Genomic DNA, 24,624 nt, shown 5'->3' on the forward strand with positions numbered 1-24,624 from the left:
GTACGGGACGTCCACCCGTAAGGTTCCACCAATGTTGGGCCCATGGTGCGGATTGGGACCGGCGTCTGTAGACTGGGCGGATGGCGAAACGGATCGTCGTGATCGGAGCAGGGTTTGGCGGGCTGTCGTGTGTCCGTGGGCTGTCGAAATCCGACGTCCACGTGACCCTGATCGACAAGGAAAACCACCACCTCTTTCAACCGCTGCTCTATCAGGTCGCGACCGCCGGCCTGTCTCCGGCCGACATCGCGTGGCCCGCTCGGTCCGTCCTACGGTCGCAAAGGAACGTGTCCGTACTCATGGCGAGCGTCGAAAGCGTGGATACGGGATCGAAGACGGTCGTCCACAGTGCGGGATCGACCCCATATGACGTCCTCGTCCTGGCCACGGGCGCGACCCACAGTTTCTTCGCCCACCCTGAGTGGGAACGGCACTGTCTCGGTCTCAAGACCCTGAACGACGCGACCACAGCCCGAAGCCGGATCTTGAGCGCCTTCGAACAAGCCGAGGCCGCTCCGTCCGAGGCCGAGCGCGACGCTTGGCTGACCCTTGTGATCGTCGGCGGCGGCCCGACCGGGGTCGAAATGGCGGGGAGCCTGGCGGAGCTGTCACGACGCACGCTGGAAGACGACTTCCGGTCGATCGATCCCCGCAAGGCGAAGATCGTGTTGCTCGAACTCGGCCCTCGGCTACTGACCGCCTTTCCGGAAAAGCTGTCGCAAGACGCCCTCGACTCGCTCCAGAGACTCGGTGTCGACGTCCGGCTGAACGAAGGCGTCACGGAGATCTCAGAAGTCGGGGTCACGGTACCTTCCGGGTCGATCCCCTGTCGGACCGTCGTCTGGGCGGCCGGCGTCAAGGCCTCTCCCGCGGCCGTGTGGCTGAACGCTGAGCCAGGGCCGGCCGGACGCGTCGTCGTGGACGACCACTGCCGCGTCGTCGGGCATGAGGACGTCTTCGCCATTGGCGACACCGCGTTCTTTCCGACCGAGGACGGCAAGGGACTTCCAGGAGTCGCCCAGACCGCGATGCAGCAGGGTCGCTACGTCGCCGGACAAGCGACGCGCGGAGGCGACGCGCCGTTCCGGTACCGCGACCTCGGCATCCTCGCGACGATCGGTCGAAGTTCGGCCGTCGCGAAGATCGGAAGGAGCGAGTTCAGCGGGTTCTTCGCATGGGCGGTCTGGATCTTCATCCATCTCCGTTCCCTTCTGACGGTGCAGTCCAAGATCCTCGTGTTCGTGCAGTGGGCCTGGGCTTACCTCTCGTACTCTCGCGGGGCGCGGCTGATCACGCGCCTCGACCGCGACTGAGTCCGCCGAAGGTCGCGGAAGGGCCGCGGTGCGGTCGTCCATCAGGTATCAGGTTCCCAAAGTGAGAAGGCTGGAGCGGTTCGAATGGATCCTTGGAGCGGCGATCGTCGCGGTCATGGGCGGCGCCGTCGTCTGGCAACGGAACATGGAGTCTTCCGGGACTCCGACCGCCGTCGCGAGGGTCGTTCCGAAGGACGGCCAGGCACCGAACGAAGCCCCTGCCTTTCCGGACATTCGTCCGAGCCGTCCCGGAGACCGCGCCGTCATCGTCATGTACCACGATGTCGTCAAGCGCCGCGGATCCGGATCCGTCTATTTTGATACGACCGTCAGAGAGCTGGAGCAGGACATCGAGACGATCGAGAAGGAAGGTGGTACGGTCGTTCCTTTGTCCGATGTCTACGATGCGCTGACGGGAGACAAGACCCTACCTCCGAACGCCGTCGCTTTGACCTTCGACGACGGCTACCTCGGTTTTTATGAAAACGCCTTCCCGATCCTTAAGGCTAAAGGCTATCCGTCGACCGTGTTCATGCACACCGCCTTCATCGGAAAGACCGAAGGCAGCCATCCTAAAATGACCCTCGAGCAGTTGCGCGAGCTCGAAGCTTCGGGCCTCGTCGACGTGGAATCGCACACCGTCACGCATCCCGAGGACATCACGACCCTGACCACGGAAAAGATCCGGACGGAACTGACGGAGTCCAAGAAGGTCCTCGAAGAAGCCCTCGGCAAAGAGGTCAAGTTCTTGAGCTGGCCGATCGGGAAGAACGACGCGCTGACCCAGTCCGAAGCCAAGGACGCCGGTTACAAGCTGGCCGTGACCATGGAGCCAGGCCTGGCCGCCGAATCGCCCAATGTCTTGGCCGTCAACCGGATCACGCGGAAACGCCTGGAAGAGTCCTTGAAACGAATGGCGGCGGCACCGCCCGTAGGATACGCCGAGGTCGCTTGGCAGGACGCGCCGGTGTCGCTCCAAGACGACAAGCAAGGCCGGGTCGAACTCCTGACTTTGACGGGCGGACGTCCGTCGTCGGTGTTGATCGACGGCCGCGCTTCGGTCGCCGAGATCGTCTCGCAGTTCCAAGGCGTGGCTGGGATCAACGGCGGCTTCTTCTCGATGGCCGCCATCGCCGCCACCGACAACACGATGATCGGCCCGTGCATGGCGTCGAACCGGAGCTATCTCGTCCCCGACGACGACGCAGCGAGAGCCGAAAAGCTGGCAGGTCGGCCTCTCGTCGTCTGGGGGCCGACCAAAGCCGTGATCACGCCGTTCAGCCCGAAGTCACTGAACACGGATACCGCGATCAAGGCCCTTGTCCCCGACATGACGGACGCCTTCGTGGCCGGCGCATGGCTCGTCTTCCAAGGCAAGCCCTTGACCAAGGAAGAGATCATGGGCGCGGCGACCAGCGACGCTCAAGACCCTCGCAAACGGAGCTTTTTCGGCTTGACCCAAGACGGCAGGCTGATCGTCGGAGCGACGAAGAACGGCGCGACGTCCTCGATGCTGGCCGAAGCCGCGGCTCAAGCCGGAGCGTGGACGGCCGTCCTCCTCGATTCAGGCTTCTCCACGTCTCTCTTCGTGGACGGGAAGACGCTGGCCTGGGGCCACCGTGGAGCCGAAGGCGGCTCGCGGCCCGTGCCTCACGCGATCGTCATCAAAGGCGGACTCGATCCGGCCCTGAATACCGAAGGGATGGAAACCGTCGAGCAGGCGAAACCCGAGACGCGCCGCCGTCGGCGTCGCTGATCACTTCAGGTGCTTGCGGACAGCTTCCACGGAAAACCCGCCTTCCATGTTGTCCTTCATGTCCATCAGCATCCAGTCCTCGACATCGTTCCGGTGGACCGAAACCGGTGCGCCGACCTTGAGCTGGGGATCATAGAACGAGTCGTTCGCAAGAGTCCCGATGAACGTTCCGTCCTTGAGTTCGGAGACGTCCATCCAAATGTGCTCGGTCTTGCCCTTCACGGGCATCGGGAACTTGACCATCTTGGCCTTGTACAAGTCTTCTTTGTTGCACTTCGCAATAAACGAATCGAGCGACTCCTGAGCTTTCTTCTTCGCGGCCGCGACTTCGGGATCGTCGGCGTTGACCGGTGCATAGTTGCCTTGCTCACTTTCGGGGACACGGGCTCCGGTGTCGCCCGTCGAAGGACCGGAGGCACACCCCCAGCAGACGGCGAGGACGCTGATCCAACAGAAGCGGCGCATGGCCGATTGTAAACCTGGTCTACATCCGGAACAAGCTGAATCCCGCTTCGGGCACGGGCGCGTTCAACGATGCTTCCAGTCCAAGGGACAAGACTCGCCGAGTATCGACCGGATCGATCACGCCGTCGTCCCACAGCCGGGCACTCGAGTAGTAGCACGACGATTCCTCGGCATACTTCGCCACGGTTGGTGCTCGGAAAGCGTCCTGCTCTTCCGGCGACATGTCTTTGCCTTGGGCGCGGATCTGGTCGAGTTTGACCGTTAGGAGAACGTTGGCCGCCTGCTCGCCGCCCATGACCGAAATCCGCGCGTTCGGCCACATCCAAAGTTGGCGCGGTTGATAGGCCCGTCCGCACATGCCGTAGTTGCCCGCACCGTACGATCCGCCGACGATGACGGTGAACTTCGGAACTTGGGCCGTCGCGACGGCGGTCACGAGCTTCGCCCCGTGCTTCGCGATGCCCTCGTTCTCGTACTTCTGTCCGACCATGAAGCCGGTGATGTCTTGGAAAAAGACGAGCGGGATCCGGCGTTGGCAACAGATCTCGATGAAGTGCGCACCCTTCAACGCCGACTCGCTGAAGAGGATGCCGTTGTTCGCGATGACCCCCACCAGTCGGCCGTGGATCCTGGCGAAGCCGCAGATCAGGGTCGTTCCGAACTTGGCCTTGAACTCGTGCATCCGCGAGCCGTCCAGCAAGCGGGCCAAGACTTCCCGCATCTTCATCGGTGTTTTCGAACCGGACGGCACCAGCCCGTAAAGGTCGGACGCAGGGAACAGGGGCTCTTCGCTCTCCCGGACGTCGAGCATCGGGTCGCGGTACGGCGCGCCCAGCCCTTCGACGATGTTCCGGACGATCCTGAGCGCATGGTCGTCGTCTTCGGCGAAATGGTCGGCCACACCGCTGACCCGCGTGTGGACGTCCGCTCCGCCGAGGGCTTCGGCCGTGACCTCTTCACCCGTCGCCGCTTTCACCAAAGGGGGCCCGCCGAGGAAGATCGTGCCCTGTCCGCGGACGATGACCGTTTCGTCGCTCATCGCCGGCACGTAGGCTCCGCCGGCGGTGCACGACCCCATGACGGCCGCGATCTGCGGGATCATCTTCGCCGACATTTGCGCCTGGTTGTAGAAGATGCGCCCGAAGTGGTCGCGGTCAGGAAAGACCTCGGCCTGCATGGGCAAGTTCGCGCCACCCGAATCGACCAGATAGACGCAAGGAAGGTCGTTCTCAAGCGCGACCTCCTGGGCCCGAAGGTGTTTTTTGACGGTGATAGGGAAGTACGTCCCGCCTTTGACCGTAGCGTCGTTCGCGACGATCATGCATTCACGACTGCAGATCCGTCCGATGCCGGTGACGATCCCGGCCGAAGGAGAACTTCCGTCATAGAGGCCCCACGCCGCAAAGGTCGAGAACTCCAAGAAAGCCGAGCCTGGGTCGATCAGGGCGTCGATCCTTTCCCGAGCGGGCAGCTTGCCCCTGGCCTTATGTTTGGCAAGGGCTTCCGGGCCGCCGCCTTTCATCGCTTCCTGAAGGTTGGCCCGGTATTCGTCCATCAGGACGGACATCGCCTGCCTGTTGGCCGAGTGCTCGGCGTCGTTCAGGTTGACCAGCGACTCGATGACGTCCATAGACGCCTGGCAGGATACTTCAGTGCCGGCGACGAAAAGGTCGGCGGACCGAGGCCGCCGACCTGGCTAAACCCTGGACGTGCTTACTGGGTCACGTCCCAAGCCGCGTAATCGAAGTTGACGCACGGCTTCGTCGAGGCCGACGGGCCGACCTGACGGATCTGGACTTGAGACTGCAAGGCGCCTGCTGTTCCGACGTAGCGCGAGACGTCGCCCGTCGCGACCAGATCGGTGTACTGGTATCCGGTATTGATCGTGTCGGTCCGCGACTCCTCGTAAGCGTTCGTCACGAAATTGAACAGTCTCAGGGTCTGGGTGAACGAGCCGTTCGTCGCCATGGCGGACTTGATCCGGAAGCGCAAGGCTTTCTGAGACGTCAACGTGGTGTTGCCGGTGACCGCGAACTGGACGAAGGGTGACGTCTGGTTGGGCACGATGAACTTACAGACGACAAGGGGGGTGTTGTCGGCCGTCTCGAGGCTGGCCACGCTCCCGGTCGAGATCTTGCCGAAACTCAGGCTGAGGTTGGAAGGCGGTACCGTCTCCGAATCCGCACTGAAGATCTTCACGTCGTCGATGTTGATCTGCGACCCCGAGGTTTTTACGAACTGCACCGTGATGAACTGCCCGAGGTTCGGATCGTTGACGTCGGCCGTGTACGTCGCGGACACCAGGACGAACGAGTCCGGCGGGATCGAAGTGTGGTCGAAGTGGACCGTCGTCAACAACGTGCCACCTGTGACGACGCCGTTCGTTTGGCTTCCTCCAGCCCAGACTTTCATGTCGAAAGAGCCTGCGAAGCCGTCGTGTCGACGTCCGGCCTGGACCGTCACTGTATTCGCCCCGAGACTGACCACGTTCGTGGACTGTTGCGCCAGGTTGGTCGTATTGGAGTAGCCGATCTGTAGGCCGTCCGGTGCGGTCGTCTCGAAAAACGAGGTCGAGGGAATGTGCCAGACACCCGTCCCTCCTCCCCACCCGATGATCCCGGACGACGAAAACGTACCGAGAGCGAGGGGCGGGTCTTCGAACGAAGCATTGATGAGGGACGCGGAGGCCGATCCTGCCATGAAACAAGCGAGCGACGAAAGCGCACCGACCTTGAGAAGTGACCGGTTCCGGGACGAGAAGTGCCTAAACATGATCGACAGTATGCGGCAAAGACCGGCCGGTTTCGAAACGGCCCGGACCTGAAGCGCAGACGTCTCAGCGCGGTTTGCGGACACTTTGCGGTGGAAGTCGCTCAGGCGCCTTCACTGTCGTCCGGGTCGCCCACCGGCGCGGATTGCGAGGGGCGCATCCTCGTTTGGACCTCCTCCATGAACCCGACCGTGAAGACACCGATCGGCAGGCCGAGGACGATCGCCGCAACGCATAACATGTACAGGCAGGTGAAAAGTTTGCCCCCGACCGTGACCGGGGACATGTCGCCGTATCCCGTGCTTGTGAACGTGACGACGCTCCAATAGAAAGCCTGGAAGACGTCCGCGTACTTGTCCGGCTGGGCGTCTTTCTCGAACCAGTAGATGAAGATCGTCGCAAAGATGATGGTGATCGACCAGATCGTCAAAGCCGACTTGAAGAACGGCCAAGCCCGACGAAGGGCCGCGATGATCAAATCGTCCGCCTGGCTGAACGCGAAGATGCGCAACAACCGGACGCTCAGACCGAGAAGCATCACTTGCCTGTTGTTGAACACGATGCCGAACACGCCGCAAACGACGGCGACGACATCGATGAAGTTGAGCGGCTTGAACGCGAACCTCAAGCGCTCCAAGCCTTGGGGATAGCGGTCGTCGGGATCGAATCCGGAGGACCAGACGCGCAACCCGTACTCCAGCGCGATCGTGGCGAGGATCACGCCCGCCGTCCACTCCAGCAGGCGGTAGTAAGGGGCCAGGTCCTTGACCGTCAACAGGGCGCCGACGAAGAGGCCGATCAGGACGATCGCCACGGAAGCCCTGTCTAGGAAGACTTCGGCTTTCGTGTCCCTCGGCTGGGCCTCCAACAACGTGTAGAGCTTGCGTCCAAAGCTGTCGTCGGTCGTCTTGTGTCCGTCCATGTCGCTTTCGCCGCCAACGTATACCAGCAGAGGACGCGTCGCAGGCACATGAAGAGGCACGCGAGGAGCGGGACGCCGCGCCTGGACCCGCTAAACTCCGCCGATGCCTTCCGCCCTCGTCCACTTTCCGCCCATGGGCGTCTACGAAACGCTCTTCAAGTTCCTCGATGCGACGGGGAAGTACATGGGGACGGATGGGACGCACCCGTGGGCCCAGGGGTTTCCTCTGACCAGCCCCTTACCCGGCGGCCCGGACATCCCGACCAAGATCGAGTTCGGCTACTCCGAATTGAAGTACCCGCCCGCGACCGGGGGAATGGAACTGTTGACCGCGGTCCGGGACTACTACAACCATTTCTACGGGTCGGACATCACGACCGACAACGTCGCCGTCTTCGCGGGCGGACGACCTGGGATCTACGCGGTACTGGCCTTCTTACTGCCCGAATACCGAGTGCTGATCGAAGAGACCGAATACACGCCGTATTGGGACGCGCTGCACCTTCTCAAGCGGGACCACGCGATCATTCCGAGCAACCCGGGCAACGGCTTCAGGCCGAGCCTGCACGACTACCAGGTCTTCGCCCCGTTCTCGTTCGTCGTCAAGAGCAATCCGTGCAACCCGACGGGCGTGACGTGGAAGGGCGAAGCGCTCAAGTCGATGGTCGAATGGTGCAGCGAGCCGGGAAGGGGCGGATTGTTCGACGAAGCCTATGAGTTCTTCCAAACGGGCGAGCCCGAAAGTGCGATGCGTCATGTCGGCGATATCGATAAGACCAACGTGTTCGTCGTCAGCGCCGCGACCAAGGGCCTGCAAGCCCCTGGTCTACGAGTGGGATGGGTCGTCGCGTCCAAGGAGAACATCGAGCTGTTCCGGAACTTCTCCAGCATCGCCGTGGGCGGTGTCGCCCGCCCGTCCCAGATCGCCACGGCCCAGCTCTTGGCGACCGACCGGGTCGCCCACGCCCGACAGGCGGTCAGCGGGTTCTACGGCTCCCAACGCGACCGATATCGAAGCGCCCTCGAGGACCTGGGCCTCGAACTCCATACCGGGGACGGCGGCTTTTATCATTGGGGCCGCTTGCCGGGCGGACTGTCCGCCGAGGAGTTCAACCGGCGGCTCTTCCGGCGCGACGCGGGCGTCTTGCCGGGGACCCTCTGCGACATGTTCCGGCGCGGGGCCGCATCGCCACTTGCGGACTACGTCCGGTTTTCTTTCGGGCCGCTCCCTGCGGACAGTTTCGAAGAGGACGTCGAGATCTTAAAGAGTGCTCTTTCGTCCGAGACCGTGACCGTCTAATCCGGGAAGAAACCCGCGTCTTTCGCGAACTGCTCCAGGCCGGAGAAGTCGCCGCGCCATGTCGTGTACATGACGCCGTAGGGCCGTCCGGCCTCCGACATCCACTGGGCGATGGGAGTCCCACCCCCATCGTAGTAGCCCGCCAGGATCTGTCGCGTTTTGAGCCCGACGAAGAAGCCGATCGCCTTTTTGCGGTCCTGACCCATGTTCCAGTTGACGACAGTGACGTCCTTGTCCAGCCCCTTCCAAGAGTCCTTCCATGGACCGTCTCCGTTTACGAGGTAGTACTTGCCCGCCGTGGCGGCGTTGTGGAACGGGTCGAACATGTCCGACCACACGTAAACCGGCTTTCCAGGATCGGCCTTTCGGACGGCGGTGGTGCAGTCTCTGACGTTCCGGGCGAGCAACGCGCCCGGGGACAGGCCGTCGCGGGTGCAACCCAGGTCCCAACCGCCGACCCGGATCTCGTCATGGCTGAGCATATAGCCGTCCGGAGCAAGATTGTCCTTCACCTTGCCGATCTGCCACGTCACGGCTTCCATGACTTTGGGTTCTCCCAGGCAGCACGTCACCTGCCCGTCATAGATCAAGGCGGTGTGGCAATAGTCGACAAGGACGGTCTGTCCGGCCTTGATACGACTGCCCGAAGGCACGGTCATCGTAGGGCCGTCGTGCCACACGTCGTAATCGCCTGGCCAGGCGACGCGACCGGTTTTCGGATCCTTGGCCCCTTCGAAGTCCCGCCCTTCTTGGTAGCGGGTCGTCCCGTCTTCGCTCGTCACGGTGAACGGGGCGCCGGACCGTCGGACAAGATTGACGAGGCCGCCCCGTTCGATGCTGACGTCGTCCCACCAGATCTGGCCTCCAGAGTGGCCCCAGACGCCGACGTACAACGAGACCTGGCCGTCGCTCAGCGAGTTGAACGTCACGTCCATCGGGGTCCAGTCCATGTCCGCTTTGATGGGCAAGCTCCGGTGCTGGAGCGACCGGCCCGACTTTCCGAGCACGGTGACGTTCACGTTTCCCGGTTCTTTGAGCCCCTTCGTCTTGACGGAGAGCCGCAAGTGGTAGTACGAGAACGGCTTCACGTCGAGGACTTGCACGGCCCGCGCGTTCCCACCGTCGGCCGGATCCATGCGGAGGGACGCACGTCCTCCGGACTTTACGTCCGTATCCAGGACGCAGACCTTTCCCGGCGAGTCCACCCAGTTCCAACCTGACGGGGCAGGACCGCCTTCGGCGTCGAAGCCTCCGTTCTTGAGCCCGGCGTCGTCCGGTCGGGGCGACAGACGGCCATCCTCGCCCGCGACGAACGGGGCGTCGACGACGGGAAGACCCTCGGCAAGGTCGGGATCGCGGCACAGGAGATCGTTGGAGTAGCCGATGGGTGCGACGGCGGCGACCAGTTCCATGTGCGATTCCTTGACCGCCCTACGGAATCTCCGCACGTTGGTCGCGTATCTTTCAGGTAGGTCGTCCCACCTCATGAACTTACTGTCGCTTACGAGGACTCCGTTGTAGCCGGCTTTGGCCGCACGCCGGACCGTCTCGAGGCCCTTGTCCACGTTCGCGTCGACGAGAAGGTTCGTCGAAAGATAGAGCCACCGCTTTTCGGGCGCGCTGAAGGGCACGGGAACGATGGCGAGGGCGGCGAGGAGCGCCACGGTCATATCCGGATGATACTGGGCGATCGGCACCGCTTCAACAAGAATGTCTGGTCGAGGCGACAGGATTCGAACCTGCGACTTCTTGCTCCCAAAGCAAGCGCTCTACCAAGCTGAGCTACGCCTCGTCGGGCCCGATTCTACCGGTTCGCGCGGATGCCCTAAGGGCGGTCTTTTCCGGTCGGGGCGACGGCGTACACCATGACGGCGACAGGTTGGCCCCGTTTCATCCCTTTGTGGCAGTCTACGCATTCTTTCTTAGACAAAAGAACCGGACGAGCCTCGAAGGCGACGTCGCCTCTGACGGCCTTGAGAGGGCTTCGGCCCCCTTTCGACCATTCCTTGACGGCTTTCAAGGCGAGCTCGTATTCGGCCCGGCCCTCACCTTTGTCCCGCCGGTGCGTGACCCCGTTCATGTCCTTCGTGTAGCGTCGCTCGAGTCCCTGTGCGGACAGGGGTTTCCCTTTGTTCCCGAAGATGGCGACGTTCGTCAAGAATCCTGGCGTCGTCGGCCGAGAAGGCTTCCGGCCATGGGTTTTGATGTTGTCGACTTCCACCCGGCCGATCCCGAACGTGCCGTCCTTCGTCAGGGCAAGGTCTGCGAACAACGCCTGGTACTTGGCGTCGAGCTCGGCGACGATCTTGTCGACCTGTTTGTCACCGGATAAGCCCGCCGTCGAGGCGGCCGCGGCCAAAGCCAGACCGCAACCGAGGACGGCCCATCGCCTTGTCAGTTTGCCCATGTAGCACGGACGTCCGGAGTTCGGACCGGTTTTGCATCAAGGTCAACGATAGGCGCAATCGATGACGACGTCCTTGATCATGCCCTTCTGCCGCAGGCCGTTCGCGGCGTTCTGAAGGGCGACGCGGACGTCCGGCGGGCCGCCGGCGACGGCCTTGACGACGCCCCGGATGTAGGCGACGCCGTGCATGACCCGGACGTCGGCTTGCGTGACGTCGATCATCTTCTTGCCCAGTTCGCTTCGAAGGTACTTGCCGGCTTGCACGTCTTTCGGGTCGGCCATGGCCGCAGTTTAGCAGACAGAATGTGCCGAAACGAATCCGTACGACGATCAAATCGAGCCCGAAACGCGTCAGAAGAGCGTATACTGACGGTGACGGTGGCAGCCGACGCCGTCGGGTGGAACATCATGTATAAACGATTGATCTTTTCGGGCCTCGCCGCCCTTCTGTCCGCGGCGCCAGCGCTGGCGGCTGGGGCTGGCGGAGTGAACGGTCCTTTCATCGAGCAAAAGGGCGTCCTCGAGTTCACACGGACGTTGATCGTCCGACCGTTGCAGGCCGTGGCCCTGGCTCAGCGAGGCTACGACAGCCAGACGATCGCCGCCGTCCAGAGGCGCGCCGCCGACAGGCTCCGGCCCTATCGGCTCAAGTACTACGCGAAGACCGACTGGTCGATCGTACAGATCCCGTTCTATTCCGACGAGAACGACATGAGCAAGGCCTTGATGGCGACGGGCGACTATGAGTACGCCGTCCCGAACTGGAGGTGCTATGTCAATGCGGCGAAGAAGACGCCGAACGACCCCCGTTTCAGCTCGCAATGGCAGCACAAGGTGATGAGGTCCGAAGAGGCCTGGAACCTTCACACGGGCACGAACAACGTCACGGTCGCGATCGTCGACACGGGCGTCCTGATCACGCACGAAGACCTGAAAGCGGGCATGGTCAAGGGCTACAACTCGGTCGACCGTAAGGCCGAAGTGGACGGCGGCGACGTCGTCGACGTCCATGGCCACGGCACCCATTGTGCCGGTGACGCGGCTGCGCTCGGGAACAACGGGATCGGGCTCGTCGGCGAAGGATGGAACTTCAAGATCATGCCGATCCGGGCTTCGCTCAACGGTAGCGCCTCGTTCGACGACCTGTTCAACGGTGCGATGTGGGCCGCCGACCACGGCGCCAAAGTCGTCAGCGTGAGCTTCTCCGGCGTGGACAGCCCCGCCGTCAATACGACCGGTACGTATGTCAAGGGCAAAGGCGGACTCCTCTTGTGGGCGGCCGGGAACGACGCACGCGACCTGAGCGGCTTCAGCCATCCGGACACCATCGTCGTCGGCGCGACCAACTCGTCCGACACGAGGGCCGGCTTCTCGGCCTATGGCAAGGGCGTGGCCGTCTTCGCACCCGGCGAGGGCATCTGGTCCACGACCGTCGACGGCGGCTACGGCGCCGCGAGCGGCACGAGCATGGCGACCCCGATCGCGAACGGCGTCTGCGCCCTGATCTGGTCGATCAACCCGTCCTTGAAGCCCAAACAGGTCCAGACGATCCTTTACAACAACTGCGACCAGATCGGCTCCCCGTCGATCTACGGGCACGGCCGGGTCAACATGCTGAAGGCGGCGCAAGCGGCGATGGCGACCAGGACGATCGCCATCGACTACAAGCCGGCGACGCTCAGCCTGTTGCAGGGAACGTACGTTTCGGGCAATCTGGGCATGGTCCAGAACGGCACCGGTGCTGGCTATGTCGCCAAGAGCGTCAAGGTCAACGGAGTGGGCGAGTCGTCGATCGCCAAGATGGACTTCAAGCTGGGCTATAGCGCAGGCGCGACCGAGTCGGTCGTATCGAGCTTCAAGCTCTCGACCTCGAAGGGCAGCAACTCGACCGTCCAAGTGTTCTTCTGGAACTTCAGCACGGGCCGTTACGACATGATCAAGACGACTCCGATGCCGAACGACGGATCGGTGTTCACCTTCAGCCATTCGTACAACGCCAGTATCGCGAACTACCTGGCCACGGACAAGACGCTGAGGGTCGCCGTCCGCGCGTTCTCGCCGGTCGGTCGGCGCGGCGAGCCGGGCAGCCCGTTCCAGCTCACGCTGAAGCAAGGCAAACTCACCGCCAACGTCCTTCCGTAAGACGGACGCTGGACCGGACGACAGCCCTCGAGGCCTCACGGCCTCGGGGGCTTTTTCTTGGACCGGGCTGAACGCGGCACTCGTGGGGTTCCATGGCCCAGCGGACAAACGGCACCGGGCTCGGCCCGCGCAGTACGGTCGCAAGACAGGCCTTCGCCGGGGGCAGGACGGCCTGCATCGATGCCCTTTGAAGGGCGAACAGGACAAAGGCGTGGAAACGGCCAGGCTGGCGACCGACGTTCGGGCGCTGCACGGAGCAGACACCGTCGAAAGGGTTGGCACGCACGGACACCGTCTCGTGCACGGGGACGGAAAGGCCCGGCAACGCGGACGGGCCAGAGAAGCCCCTTCGAATCGGGCAGCCGCCGACTTGACAAGAATCGGATCCGGCAAGAGGACGTTGGTCGTCGAGGGCATGCGACAAGGGCGTCAGGTCCGGATCAAAGAAAAAGCCCCCGCCCGATCTGGGCGGGGGCTGTCGGATTCGAGCCGACCGGGCGTTACTCGCTCTTCGTCTCGTCCGATGCCGGCTTTTGGACCGGCTTGGGAGCGGCGCTCGACTGCTCGGGGATGGCGTCGGGGCCGGAAGCGGCCGCCATCTCGCTACCGAACGAGCCTCGCTTGGAGTACCACACCGCGTAGCCCAGCGCGATCACCGCGACAGCCGTCACGCCGGCCGAAACGGCCACCGGAACCGGCATGATGATCACCGGAGCGAGCAGTAGTGCGATCAGGTTCATGACCTTGATCAGCGGGTTGAGGGCCGGACCCGCGGTGTCCTTGAACGGGTCACCGACCGTGTCGCAGACGACGCCGGCCTTATGGGCTTCCGTCCCCTTGCCACCGTGGAGGCCGTCCTCGATCAGCTTCTTCGCGTTGTCCCAGATCCCGCCCGAATTGGCGAGGAGGACGGCAAGGAGCTGGCCGGAGAGGATACAGCCGGCGAGGAACCCGCCGAGAGCTTGAGCGCCCGTCAGGTTGTAGGCCACGCCGTTGATCTCGACCGGTGTGTTCCCGATGCTGAAGCCGTAAGCGACGGCGATCGGGAGCGCGATGGCGAGGATGCCGGGGCCGGCCAACTCGCGCTGGGCGGCCGTCGTCACGATCTCGACGCACTTGCCGTAGTTCGGCTTGGACGTGCCCGCCATGATCCCCGGGTCGTTCCGGAACTGGGAACGCACTTCGTTGATCAACTGGAAGGCCGCACGGCCGACCGCATTGATCGAGAAGGCGGAGAACAGGTAGGGCGCGGCGCCGCCGACGATAAACCCGAGGAAGATCTGCGGGACGTCGATGCGCATGCCGACCGACTCGAGCTTGGCCGCTTCCACAAAGGAGTGGAAGAGGGCCGTCGCCGCCACGACGGCAGTGGCGATCGCGAAGCCCTTGGTGAGGGCTTTCGTCGTGTTGCCTGCCGCGTCGAGGCGCTGGATGCCCTTGCTGGCGACCGGGTTGTCGTGTCCCGCACCGGACATCTCGAAGACGCCCTGGGCGTTGTCGCTGATCGGGCCGAAGGTGTCCATCGCGAGGATGTAGCCCGTGGTCGTCAGCAGGCCGAGGCCGACCAGTGCGATGCCGTAGAACGACAAGATGAAGTTGCCGTACAACGCGACCGGGAAGATCATCATCGGAGCCATCAGACACAACACGATCGCGATCGCGTTGAAGAAGGACGATTCCGAGGCCAAAGCGAAGCCTTGGATGATCATCGGGGCCGGGCCGGCCGTAGCCACCTGGGCGACTTCCTTGACGGGCTTGCGGTCAAGGCTGACATAGTAGTCGGTCAACCTCTCGAACAAGTACGCCATAGCGATGCCGAAGAGGATACAGGCGACGAACGTCCACCAGGGAACCAGCTTCTTGACCAACCGGACGGTCGTCACGGAGTCGCTCGCGGGCATGGCCGCCATCTGGTTGGGGTTCGCCTTTTGCTTCGCCAGCGCCTCGTTGACGCGCTTGACGTCCGCCTTGAAGAACGTCAACGGCTGGATGGGCTGGACGCGCTCGATCTTGACCTCGTTCTTAGGGTCGTCGACGGCCGCGATCAGCTTGCCTTCGTCGTTCGTGAAGAACTCGACCTTCCTGCCTTCACCCTCGACCTGGATCTTCGGGCTGCCCGGGTTCTTGGTCGCGTTCTTGATGACGGCGTCGAGGTCCGTTCGCGAGACAGGGCCGATGTAGACCTTGTTCGTACGCTCTTCGGGCTTCGGCTGACCGGGCTGGGCGGTCGGGGTCATCGTCACGTTGACCGTGAAGACCCTCAAGTCGCCGCCGGAAGCGATGCGGTTCGCGATCGTGTCGACGATGGGCTCCGGAGCCTTGCTCGGATCAGCGTTGACCGCCTTGTCCATCGGAACGAACTGCGTGGCGTACTGGCCGACCTTGCTGTTCTTGTCCTTCGCGTCGAACGGGACGTAACCGTGCATCGGTTCCGGCTTCTTCACCATGCTTTCCGGCATCGTGAGGGCCGATGAGACGGCTCCGGTCCGTTCCTGTTCGTCCGCGATCAGTTTCGTGATCTCCGGATCCTTGGCCACGTCGTCGGACGTGACCTGGTCTTTTTCGACCTTCTTGGTTTTCGCGAGGCGGTCACGGACGTCCAAGATCGCCTTGCGCTGCTGGAACTCGGCCTCCTCACGGGACACGAATTCGTGCGAGTAGATCTTGGACTGCTCGGACATTCCGCCCATCATGAACCAGGCGAGCCCGATCGTCAGAACCGCGGCGATGGCCGCCGAAGCCTTGAAGCCCTTGCTGATCGGCTTGAGCGCGCTGTCGTCGACATTGTCGCTCCCCTTGACCATGAAGATGCCGGCGATCGAGGCGATGATGCCGACGCCGCGGGCCATCAGGGCGAAGAGGACGAGCCTCATCCAGGTCGCTTGGTCGAACATCGTCGCCGTCGCGGCGCCCAGGACGATCGCTGCGACGAGGGTGACTTCGTAAGACTCGAAGACGTCGGCCGCCATGCCCGCGCAGTCGCCGACGTTGTCGCCGACGTTGTCCGCGATGACGGCGGGGTTGCGGGGATCGTCTTCGGGGATGCCCGCTTCGACCTTACCGACAAGGTCGGCGCCGACGTCCGCGGCCTTCGTATAGATGCCGCCGCCGACCCTCATGAAGAGGGCCGCGAGAGAGCCGCCGAATCCGAAGCCGATCAACAGCTTCATGGAGTTCGGGCCGCCGAACCAGAAAATGAGGGTGGCGCCGACGAGGCCCATGCCGACCGTCATCAGGCCTGCGACCGCGCCGCTGCGGAACGCGATCTCGAGTGCTTGACTGAACTTACCGAGGGCCGCGTGGGCCGACCTCATGTTGGCCTGGACCGCCATGCGCATGCCCGTGAAGCCGGCAAAGTAGGACGCTGCGACGCCGAGCACGAAAGCGACGGCGATCAGGACGCCCGTCATCATGTCGTACTTCGACGTGTACAAGGCTCCGAGCGCGATGCCGAGCACGATGACCGCGACCGCGATCGACCGGCCCTGTTTGGCCAAGTACGCGTTCGCGCCGTCCATGATCGCCTTGCCGACCTCTTGCATCTTCTCGTCGCCGGGCGACAGGGAGAGGATCTTCGATCGAAGGGCGAATGCGACGACGATCGCGAGGAGCCCGATCGCTGCCGAGATTCCTAAGTAGACGAAGTCGCTCTGACCGAACTTCAGGACGACGTTCTCTTCACTTGCCAGGGCCATGACCGGCATGAGAAGGAGCGCGACCGTCAGTCCGATCAGACTGAGCGCCCGTCGGTGAAATGGGGATGAAAACCGCATGTTTGACGTCCTTATCTCTGACATCTCCAATAGTCTTGAGCCCGGTGAGTGTCCGCGACCGCCCAAACGGCCTCGGGCCCTTCACCGGGCGTTGCGCGACGATGGTACCCCAGGTTCAAACCGGAAGTCAGGCCCGGTGTATTGCCGGCATTTCTGCCAGGTCTATCCGGAAGACGGTCGAAAGTCGGCGGAACCGCCGTGCATATCGATCTGCGCCTTGAGCAGTTCGGCTTTTTTCTTCGGGATCCCCGAGAGAAGGGTCGACGGGAGCTCGTCCAAAATCTGCTTCACTTGGTTCCTGTTCAGGGCCAACATTTGCTGCAGCGTCGAGACGAGCTCTTCGTTGTGCGCGTGCCCTGCTCCGGTCAACACGAGGTCGTACGGACTGTTGTCGTCGTGGACCGTATAGTGCTCGAACGTGGCCTTAGACTGAAGCCCACGGTCGTTCGAGATCGGGACCACTCGGTTGCAGTTCTCACAGATCAACCCTGTGCTCTTCTCGCTGTAATAGTTGAGGTGGTTGCAGTATCCGCAGCGGACCTGCCAGACCTGAAGGATCCGACCGCCCTCGATCGGGATCATCCGCTGGCACCCTTCGCAGCGCACGTCTTCGGTCGCGGCCTCGTTGAAGTCGTTCTTGTGGTCGCAGAACGGACATTTGACCGCGTGACCGACGACCCGCTTGACTTGGACGAACTCGTAGACGGCATAGCCGACGAGGCCGACGCCGATCAAGGCCAGGACGTATCCAAGGGTCGTTAAGACCGATTGGTAGACGATGAACGTGACGCCGAGCACGATGAGGACGATCCCCGGCACGATCGCCATCAGCCCGCGCTGGCTGAACTCTTCCCGAACGTTGGAGCTTCTTTCTAAATGGGGCACGGCCTGCCACCTCTTGTCGCTATCAGTATAAGCGACGGGGCGACAGGCCGTGACGATTCAACGTCCGTTCGGACAGGTTCTCAGCGGAAACGCCAGACGACCTTGCCGGCTCGGATGGAAGCGGCCGAGAACGTCTTCGCGTGCATGTCGCCGAGGACGACGGGGGTCTGGCCCGCGTCCTTGCCGTCGGCAAGGTACCGCGCGTAGATCGGCTTCATCTGGCCGGGGGCGAGGGAACCGCCGAGCTCGGCGACGAGGTCGCGGTCGCTGACGAGCGGTACGGCCTGCTCGAGCTTCGTGAAGGGCAGGTTCCAGTACGCGGTGCCGTTGTCCGGGCTGATGACGTAGCCGCGGTACTTCGTGCCGACAGGGCCGTCTGGTGTGATCGCGAAAAGCCCGACCTCGGCCGGGCGGTCCATCGCGTTCATCGTCGCGGCCGTGGCCCAACCTTCGCAACCCACCTTCAGTTCGCCGTTCGAGCACACTTGTGCGGCGGTCAGGCGGCCGCCGGCGACCGTACCGATGGCCGTCGTGCCGTTGTATCCGACGCTCTGTTCCTGGCGGTTGCCCCAGCCTTCGGCGTACTTGCTCGTCGAACTACCGGGAGCCACGAAAATCTGCTTGTTTTTCACGTACGGCTGCAAGCCGGGCGTCCAGATGTCCGGATCGGTGTTCGTCGAGTCATAGTTCGTACTCGGGATCAGGTAGTCGTCGTTGTCCGTAGCGTACATCTCGACGGACAGTCCCATTTGGCGCATTTGAGCCAGAGCTTGAGTCTTCTTAGCCGACTCCTTGGCACGGGCGAACACCGGGAACAAGATGGCCGCAAGAATCGCGATAATGGCGATCACCACGAGCAACTCGATCAGGGTGAAGGCGGATTTTTTCAACATAAGGACTTACATTATAGAGCACAAACGGTGCCTTACTTGGAATTTATTAAATCGGACAGTTTCCGTCAGCGGCCCTTGCCGTCGTGGGGCATGAGCTTGATCGTCGGGCCGGAACCCTGTCCAGAGGGAACCGAGCCTCCGTTCTGCCGGGACCGTTCGTCAAGGGCAGGGATGACCAGTGCGTGTGCGCCTTCCTGGACCATCACGGTGAACCCGAAATTGTCCCCGAGGTCGCGCAAGACGTCTTTGGCGGGCATCGAAGCGTAACGGGCTTCGACTTCGACGTCCTCTAGGCCTGGTGCGACTTCGAGCTTCAGCTTCGCCTGTCCTGCGATCTCCTTGAGGAGCGACGTCAAACGGACTTTCTCATGGTCGAGCGTCACCGTGCGCTCGAACGGATCTTCGGCCATGGGCGGCTGGACAGGCTCACGGTCGGCTAGGTCCGGCGCCTGTTCGACCTTTTTGTCTCCCGGTGCCAAAGACAGGGGCGTCGAACGCCCGTCTTTCGTCGGCCCGTTCGAAGGAAGGCCGGTCGCCGCCGCGGTCGACTCGACCGACGGACCGTGGGCCGGAGCCGAGAGCTTTGCGACCGTGCCCCATGCCAGGGTCGCGAACATCAGGCCGCCGACCGCGAACACGGGCCAGCGCTTCGACGTCCGGGCCGGGATCGGTCGGAACCTCATCGGAGGGACCTCTCCCGCCGGTCGCGACGACCGGAGCCGGCGCACCAGTCGGACCCTTTCCACGAGCGCGGCCTTGTACGCGGGATATCGGTTGCCGAACTCCTCGATGGCCCGAGGGTCGCTCGATTCCGCGACCGACCACAGGGCGTCGTCGATTTCCGGCGGGATGCGCACAGCGCTCACGACACGGCCTCCTCGTAGGCTTCACGGAACCGCTCGCGGGCCCGGAACAGCCGCGTCTTGGCGGCGTTCGCCGAACACCCCAGGCTCTCGCCGATCTCAATCAGGCTGAGTTCGTCCCAATAGAACAGCGTGATGACGGCCCGGTCCAGAGGTTGGAGCCGGCCCATAGCGGCCTCGATGTCCGGATCGTTCGCGGCCGCTTCGGGCTTGGCGGGTACGGCCTCGGCGTTGTCGTCGAGCGGAACGAGCCGTTTGCGCCCCTTCGTGTTGCGGGCCTGTTGGATGCTGCGGTTGACCGCGATCCGAAAGAGCCACGTGCTGAACTTCGACCGTCGGTCGAACCGCTTGAGGTTCCTAAAAGCGAGTGTGAAGGCCTCCTGGGCCATGTCTTCGGCCTCTTCAGCGTCGAGGACGACGCCTTTGGCGATCGCGAAGACCCGGGCGTAATAGCGGGAATAGAGGATGCGGAAAGCGTCCTCGTCACCGTCCGTCGCCCGGTCGACGAGCCGAAGCTCGTCGTCCCAGGCTGCGCCCGTACTATCGATCAGGGGCCACACCACCGTAACCGTCTGACGCGGACCGCCGGACCCAGGTTACGCCTCTGTCGAGGGACCCAGGTTTCGGTTCCGTCCGGAGAGAAACACGTCATGTCCGCGCCTTACCAGTCTTGACGTTCGAACCGGGTGCTTAGACCGAGGTCCTCAGGGCGAAAGCGGGCCCGAGTTGCGACCAAGCCACCAGATCAAGGCCCAGAAGAAGCAAGGCGCCCACCGCCCATGCCCACTCGCGGCGCTCCCGCATCAAGGCGCACAGACCCGCGCCCGTGCACCAGGCGGCGGGGCCAAGAGCAGGGTACAGATAGCGCGCCTGACCCTGGAAGTACCTCGCGTTGAACCCGACGAACAAGACTGCGACCAGGCCTGCGAACACGGCGGCAAGGACGACCACGCCGCCCTTACCCGTCCGGACGGACCGGAACGATCGGACAAGTCCCGCACTGACCGGGACAGCCGCCACGACCATCAGAGCGACGTAGATGCTCGATGATTTGTCCATGTTCAAATTTTCAAAAAGGAATATATCCATGTAACCGAACACGCCGATCGCGCTTCGGGCCGTCCACCACGCCACCATGTTCGACCAGTACGTGGCGGCTCCGAGGCCTCCGATGAACGTCGCGGCTTGAGGGGAGCCGAGGAACGCCTCGTTGAACGCCTTCATGGCGAACGGGTCGCCGTAGAGCCCGACGTTCCGCCACCACCACGGCGCGGCCAGGACGACCGGTCCAAGGAGGAGCGCGACAAAGGCGGCGGGTCTCAAGGGCGAAGTCGCATGACTCCGCGCAAAGACTGCGCCCAGGAGAAGACAAGGCAGCAGCGCCAACGCCGTCGTCTTCGTCAACAGTGCGGCCCCCGTCAGAAGGACCGTCGCCACGAGAGACTTGGTGTCGAAACCGTCTCGCAGGCCCTTGAACAAGAGCGCGAGCACCCACGTGCACAGACCGATCAAGAGAGGGTCGTTGCTGGCGGCAGAGTGAAGTGCGACCGACATCGGCATAAGGGCGGCCGCGGTCGACGCCCATGCGACGGCGTTCGAGCCGCCCGCCCACTTGGCTCCCAAGAACAATCCTACGACCGTCGCCACGCCGATCAACGTGCTCAAGAACCTCAGACCCTGACCGTTCGGTGAGGTCGGATCGGTGCCGGTGAGCTTGCACCACCCCGCGGCCAAAACGTAGTACGCCGGAGGTTGGTGGGCCTGGTAGTTCTCATAGGCGTCCGGGGAGCCTGCGACAAGGACAGGAAAGCCGTCGCCCTTCATCAGTCGGCCGACGTAGTTCGCGTGCTGGCGTTCGTCAGGAGCGCCGATATCGGGGACGACGGCCCGGACGCCGTGGACGATCGCTCCGCCCGTGCGGTAAGGGGTCGCCGATGAAAAAAAGAGGCAGACCGTCACGAACAACGCCGCTACGACCGCGACCGGCCACCATTCCCGCACGGCCTTGTTTTACCTTTCCGCTAAGTTAGGATAGAATGGACGCGTTCTACCGCGGAACAGAGAGGCCTAACATAATGAACATGAAAGTTTGCGTGGCGGCGCTCCTCGTCGCCGGATCGGCGGTCAGCATCGCCGCCTTGAAGAGCGAGGCGTCGCCGAAGCTCAAGGCGTTCGCCGACGCGTTGGGGGCGGCGCAGTCGTTCAGCGCGACGTATTCTGTCCAGCCGATCGGCGGGTCGCCCGTCGAGTTCAAGGTCGCGTTCGCGAAGCCGGACAAGGCCAGGATCGAGACCGCCGACTCTATCGTCGTCGCCGACGGCAAGACGATCACGACCTATAACAAGCAGGACAACACCTATTTCGACAAGCCGCAGACCGAGCTGGACCTTCTGAGCACGTTCAACGGCGTCGAGACGTCCGTTTGGAAGCCGTTCTTCAAGCCGGAGTCGGTCAAGAACTACGCCACGAGCAAAGACTCTGGAACCAAGTCGCGCGGCGGTAAGACGCTCAACGTCGTCGAAGTCTCGGCCGACGCGAAAGGCCAAACGACCATGCGCCTGTACACGGACTCGACCGACATGCTCTGCCAAGGCGAGGTCACCGTCCAGTCCAGTAAGGGTGCGCAGACCAGCGTCATGATCGTGACCGAGGCCGCGTTCAACGCGGGATCCGACCTCTTCGCCTTCAAAGCCCCGAACGGCGCGAAGAAAGTCGAGTTCGACGCCCTCACTGCGGGCGTCTGGCTGAGCGACTTCGACAAGGCCCTTCAGATCGCCAAGGCTTCGAACAAGCTCGTTATGGTCGATTTCATGGCGTCTTGGTGCGGCCCGTGCAAGATGATGGACGCCGAGGTCTTCCACAGCGAGAAGTTCAAGGACGTCGCGAAGGACTTCGTCCTCGTCAAGGTCGACGTCGACCTTCAGAAGGACATCGCCTCGCGCTACAACATCACCGCGATGCCGACGGTCAAGTTCCTGCGAGGGGACGGAAGCGTCGTCCACGAGTTCGTGGGCTACGGCGGGCCTGACCAGGTCTACGGAGAGATCTCGACGGCCAAGGGCAAGAAGTAAGACCGTCACTTCGTCCCCATTGCGGCGCCCTCGTCCGAAAGGTCGGGGGCGTCGTTCGTTACGACCGGAACAGGAGATAGAGGACGGCCAGGGTCAGTGCGATCGCGCCGACGACCGTCAACAAGATCGTCCAAGAGCGGGGGTCCTCTCCGACGACGACGCCGTAGTCCGCGACGGGACCGGCCGCGTGCGCGACGCCTTCATAGCGCTCGAACTCGGCTTGACGTTGTCGGACGACTTGGACGAGTTCGACGGTCGGAAAGTCGATCGCCCCAGGCTCATAGCCTTCGCTGCTCCTCGCGTGCAGGGCGACGACGAATTCCGCTTCGCGGTCCGTGAGCACGTCCTCTTGGACCGTCAACCGCGAAGGGAGGACGCTTCGGACGTGCCGCACCAACTTCGAAAGCTCGTCGGGCAAGATTCCGAGGACTTGGCGCATGTCCTCATAGCCGACAAATCCGCCCTGGACGTCCTTCAACCTTTCCCGCAGGTGGTGAAGGTCGAGGACCGCCCGCGCCTCTTCAGGCGTCAATTCGTCGTCGTGTTCGTTCAAGGCCGTCCCTGAAAGACGTTCGCGGTTCAGCTGAAGTTGCGTGTCGGTCCCCTTGCGGCGCGACGACCGGCTCGGACTCGCAGTACGGAACGCGTCACGGTATCCTTTTCCCATGGGTTCGTTCCAAGGGCCTCGCGACTGGGGCCGTCTGTTGACGGCCATGCTCACCCCCTTCCGGGCCGATGGCTCGGTCAACGACTCCGAAGTGGCCCGCATCGCGACCTACCTTGTCGACGTGCAGAAGAACGACGGTATCGTCGTCAGCGGTACGACAGGCGAATCGCCGACACTATCGGAAGAGGAAAAGCTCAGGATCCTGGACATCACGATGGAGACGGTCGGTGACCGGGCTGCCGTCGTGTTCGGTGCCGGGACGTACGATACGGCGGAATCGGTCCATCTTGCGAAGCGAGCGGAAAAGGCCGGCGCGCACGGTGTGATGTTCGTGAACCCCTACTATAACCGACCGGGCCAAGAAGGCCTCTTCGCACACTTCCAGACGTGTGCCAGGGCGACCGGGCTCCCCGTGATGCTCTACAACATTCAGCCGCGGTCGGCGATCAATCTGGAAACACCGACGTTGCTCAAACTGGTCGAGACGACTCCGAACATCGTCGCCGTGAAAGAAGCGAGCGGGATGATGGGTCAGATCGCCGAAGTGTGCTCGTCGGCGCCCGAAGGGTTCCGCGTCTACAGCGGAGACGACGGGATCACGCTGCCCGTCATGAGCGTCGGCGGACACGGACTCGTCAGCGTGGCCGCACACGTGATCGGGGCGGAACTGGCGGACATGATCGCGACGTTTCCGATCGACTCCGGTCGGGCGGCCAAGATCTCGAAGTCGCTCGTGCCCGCGATCAAAGGGCTCTTTTCGGCACCGAGCCCGGTGCCTGTCAAGTACGCGCTGTCGCTCAAAGGTTTCGACTGCGAGTCCGTCCGTCTGCCGCTCGTGACCTTGAACGAATCTCAAAAGGCGGCCCTCCGCCCTTTGTTCGAGACTAAGCCGATGGCCGTCGTCTCCGTCTGACGGTCACGCCCGTACGTAGTCACCCTGAACGGCCCAAGTCTCTTCGCCGTCCGGGGTGATGACGAACATCTTCATCTGGAACGCGTCCGGCCCGTCCGACCAGAACTCGATCCTCCATCCCCAGTCCGGCCCCTCACCGGCGCTGAAGGCACCGGTGACCTTTGTCGGCCCCGTCATGCCGTTGCCGACGAGCGACATGACGCCGCCGCTCTGGTGCCAGGAATCGCTCCAACCCGCACTGACGTTGCCGTCTTCGCCACCCGCGACCAAAATCCGTCCGGTTTGGTCGTCGCCTTTCGTCGACCAGGTGATGTCCACCGTCGCGTACGTTTGTTTCTGGTCGGTCGTGACGGTCAAGGTCGAGGCCGACTCTTCCACTTGCTCGCCCTCGGGCAAGTAGGGAAGGTTCAGTCGGCTCGATCCTGTCCATCGGCCGACAGCCTTGAGGAGCGGTTCAGGGACGGGCATCCGTCGATCATACCGA

21 protein-coding genes, 1 tRNA gene and 1 pseudogene are annotated in these 24,624 nt (G+C 63.1%); 6 read left to right on the forward strand and 17 right to left on the reverse strand.

Annotation, left to right across the window (positions count from 1 at the left end; genetic code table 11):
- The first annotated feature begins 80 nt into the window (after positions 1-80).
- Positions 81-1,313: an NAD(P)/FAD-dependent oxidoreductase gene (locus JST30_08800; protein ID MBS1714420.1), complete on the forward strand. Its 1,233-nt coding sequence runs from the start codon at positions 81-83 to the stop codon at positions 1,311-1,313.
- 61 nt (positions 1,314-1,374) lie between these two features.
- Positions 1,375-3,069: a polysaccharide deacetylase family protein gene (locus JST30_08805; GenBank protein MBS1714421.1), complete on the forward strand. Its 1,695-nt coding sequence runs from the start codon at positions 1,375-1,377 to the stop codon at positions 3,067-3,069.
- On the opposite strand, the gene JST30_08810 is transcribed toward JST30_08805, so the two are convergent.
- From JST30_08810 to JST30_08825, 4 genes are all read right to left on the reverse strand, one after another.
- The gene (locus JST30_08810; protein MBS1714422.1) at positions 3,070-3,534 is read right to left on the reverse strand and encodes a DUF2314 domain-containing protein; all 465 of its coding nucleotides are present in this window, start codon (positions 3,532-3,534) and stop codon (positions 3,070-3,072) included.
- A 19-nt stretch (positions 3,535-3,553) separates the two neighbouring features.
- Positions 3,554-5,164, reverse strand: coding sequence for a methylcrotonoyl-CoA carboxylase (locus JST30_08815; GenBank protein ID MBS1714423.1), 1,611 nt, complete (start codon positions 5,162-5,164; stop codon positions 3,554-3,556).
- Positions 5,165-5,247: 83 nt separating this feature from the next.
- Positions 5,248-6,306 (reverse strand): hypothetical protein, encoded by a 1,059-nt coding sequence (locus JST30_08820; GenBank protein ID MBS1714424.1) that lies wholly within the window; start codon positions 6,304-6,306, stop codon positions 5,248-5,250.
- 101 nt (positions 6,307-6,407) lie between these two features.
- Positions 6,408-7,226, reverse strand: coding sequence for an ion transporter (locus tag JST30_08825; protein ID MBS1714425.1), 819 nt, complete (start codon positions 7,224-7,226; stop codon positions 6,408-6,410).
- Between the two features lie 103 nt (positions 7,227-7,329).
- Here JST30_08825 and JST30_08830 point away from each other — a divergent pair, with 103 nt between their 5' ends.
- Positions 7,330-8,526 (forward strand): pyridoxal phosphate-dependent aminotransferase, encoded by a 1,197-nt coding sequence (locus tag JST30_08830; protein ID MBS1714426.1) that lies wholly within the window; start codon positions 7,330-7,332, stop codon positions 8,524-8,526.
- Here JST30_08830 and JST30_08835 read toward each other — a convergent pair.
- The 4 genes from JST30_08835 to JST30_08850 all read right to left on the reverse strand — a co-directional run bounded on the left by JST30_08835 (position 8,523) and on the right by JST30_08850 (position 11,215).
- Positions 8,523-10,196: a hypothetical protein gene (locus tag JST30_08835; protein MBS1714427.1), complete on the reverse strand. Its 1,674-nt coding sequence runs from the start codon at positions 10,194-10,196 to the stop codon at positions 8,523-8,525. The genes JST30_08830 and JST30_08835 overlap by 4 nt on opposite strands.
- A 45-nt stretch (positions 10,197-10,241) precedes the next feature.
- A tRNA-Pro gene (locus tag JST30_08840) sits at positions 10,242-10,318 on the reverse strand.
- Positions 10,319-10,351: 33 nt separating this feature from the next.
- Complete coding sequence (locus JST30_08845; protein ID MBS1714428.1) at positions 10,352-10,933, reverse strand: hypothetical protein; 582 nt, start codon at positions 10,931-10,933, stop codon at positions 10,352-10,354.
- Positions 10,934-10,975: 42 nt separating this feature from the next.
- Positions 10,976-11,215 carry a hypothetical protein gene (locus JST30_08850; protein MBS1714429.1) on the reverse strand — a complete coding sequence of 80 codons (240 nt, stop codon included), beginning with the start codon at positions 11,213-11,215 and terminating at the stop codon, positions 10,976-10,978.
- Positions 11,216-11,311: 96 nt separating this feature from the next.
- Between JST30_08850 and JST30_08855 the strand changes: the two genes are divergently transcribed.
- Positions 11,312-13,075 carry a S8 family serine peptidase gene (locus tag JST30_08855; GenBank protein MBS1714430.1) on the forward strand — a complete coding sequence of 588 codons (1,764 nt, stop codon included), beginning with the start codon at positions 11,312-11,314 and terminating at the stop codon, positions 13,073-13,075.
- 500 nt (positions 13,076-13,575) lie between these two features.
- On the opposite strand, the gene JST30_08860 is transcribed toward JST30_08855, so the two are convergent.
- The 7 genes and pseudogenes from JST30_08860 to JST30_08890 all read right to left on the reverse strand — a co-directional run bounded on the left by JST30_08860 (position 13,576) and on the right by JST30_08890 (position 21,490).
- A complete protein-coding gene (locus JST30_08860; GenBank protein ID MBS1714431.1) occupies positions 13,576-15,768 on the reverse strand; it encodes a sodium/proton-translocating pyrophosphatase in 2,193 nt (730 codons plus the stop codon).
- Between the two features lie 6 nt (positions 15,769-15,774).
- Positions 15,775-16,848 (reverse strand): annotated as a pseudogene (locus JST30_08865) (sodium/proton-translocating pyrophosphatase).
- 162 nt (positions 16,849-17,010) lie between these two features.
- Positions 17,011-17,733, reverse strand: coding sequence for a hypothetical protein (locus tag JST30_08870; GenBank protein ID MBS1714432.1), 723 nt, complete (start codon positions 17,731-17,733; stop codon positions 17,011-17,013).
- Positions 17,734-17,813: 80 nt separating this feature from the next.
- Positions 17,814-18,626 (reverse strand): prepilin-type N-terminal cleavage/methylation domain-containing protein, encoded by an 813-nt coding sequence (locus tag JST30_08875; GenBank protein ID MBS1714433.1) that lies wholly within the window; start codon positions 18,624-18,626, stop codon positions 17,814-17,816.
- A gap of 65 nt (positions 18,627-18,691) precedes the next feature.
- Positions 18,692-19,492 (reverse strand): hypothetical protein, encoded by an 801-nt coding sequence (locus tag JST30_08880; GenBank protein ID MBS1714434.1) that lies wholly within the window; start codon positions 19,490-19,492, stop codon positions 18,692-18,694.
- The gene (locus JST30_08885) at positions 19,489-20,052 is read right to left on the reverse strand and encodes a sigma-70 family RNA polymerase sigma factor (GenBank protein MBS1714435.1); all 564 of its coding nucleotides are present in this window, start codon (positions 20,050-20,052) and stop codon (positions 19,489-19,491) included. Before JST30_08885 ends, JST30_08880 begins: the two co-directional genes overlap by 4 nt.
- 127 nt (positions 20,053-20,179) lie before the next feature.
- Positions 20,180-21,490 carry a glycosyltransferase family 39 protein gene (locus JST30_08890; protein ID MBS1714436.1) on the reverse strand — a complete coding sequence of 437 codons (1,311 nt, stop codon included), beginning with the start codon at positions 21,488-21,490 and terminating at the stop codon, positions 20,180-20,182.
- Between the two features lie 80 nt (positions 21,491-21,570).
- On the opposite strand from JST30_08890, the gene JST30_08895 reads away from it, so the two are divergent.
- Positions 21,571-22,560 (forward strand): thioredoxin family protein, encoded by a 990-nt coding sequence (locus tag JST30_08895; GenBank protein MBS1714437.1) that lies wholly within the window; start codon positions 21,571-21,573, stop codon positions 22,558-22,560.
- 58 nt (positions 22,561-22,618) lie between these two features.
- Here JST30_08895 and JST30_08900 read toward each other — a convergent pair whose 3' ends face one another.
- Positions 22,619-23,227, reverse strand: coding sequence for a hypothetical protein (locus tag JST30_08900; GenBank protein ID MBS1714438.1), 609 nt, complete (start codon positions 23,225-23,227; stop codon positions 22,619-22,621).
- Between JST30_08900 and dapA the strand changes: the two genes are divergently transcribed.
- Positions 23,226-24,140: a 4-hydroxy-tetrahydrodipicolinate synthase gene (gene dapA / locus JST30_08905; GenBank protein MBS1714439.1), complete on the forward strand. Its 915-nt coding sequence runs from the start codon at positions 23,226-23,228 to the stop codon at positions 24,138-24,140. The two genes, JST30_08900 and dapA, sit on opposite strands and share 2 nt — an antisense overlap.
- A 3-nt stretch (positions 24,141-24,143) precedes the next feature.
- On the opposite strand, the gene JST30_08910 is transcribed toward dapA, so the two are convergent.
- Positions 24,144-24,608 (reverse strand): hypothetical protein, encoded by a 465-nt coding sequence (locus JST30_08910; protein ID MBS1714440.1) that lies wholly within the window; start codon positions 24,606-24,608, stop codon positions 24,144-24,146.
- Positions 24,609-24,624: the final 16 nt, after the last annotated feature.

This window comes from Armatimonadota bacterium (assembly GCA_018268395.1).
GTDB lineage: Bacteria > Armatimonadota > Fimbriimonadia > Fimbriimonadales > Fimbriimonadaceae > JAEURO01.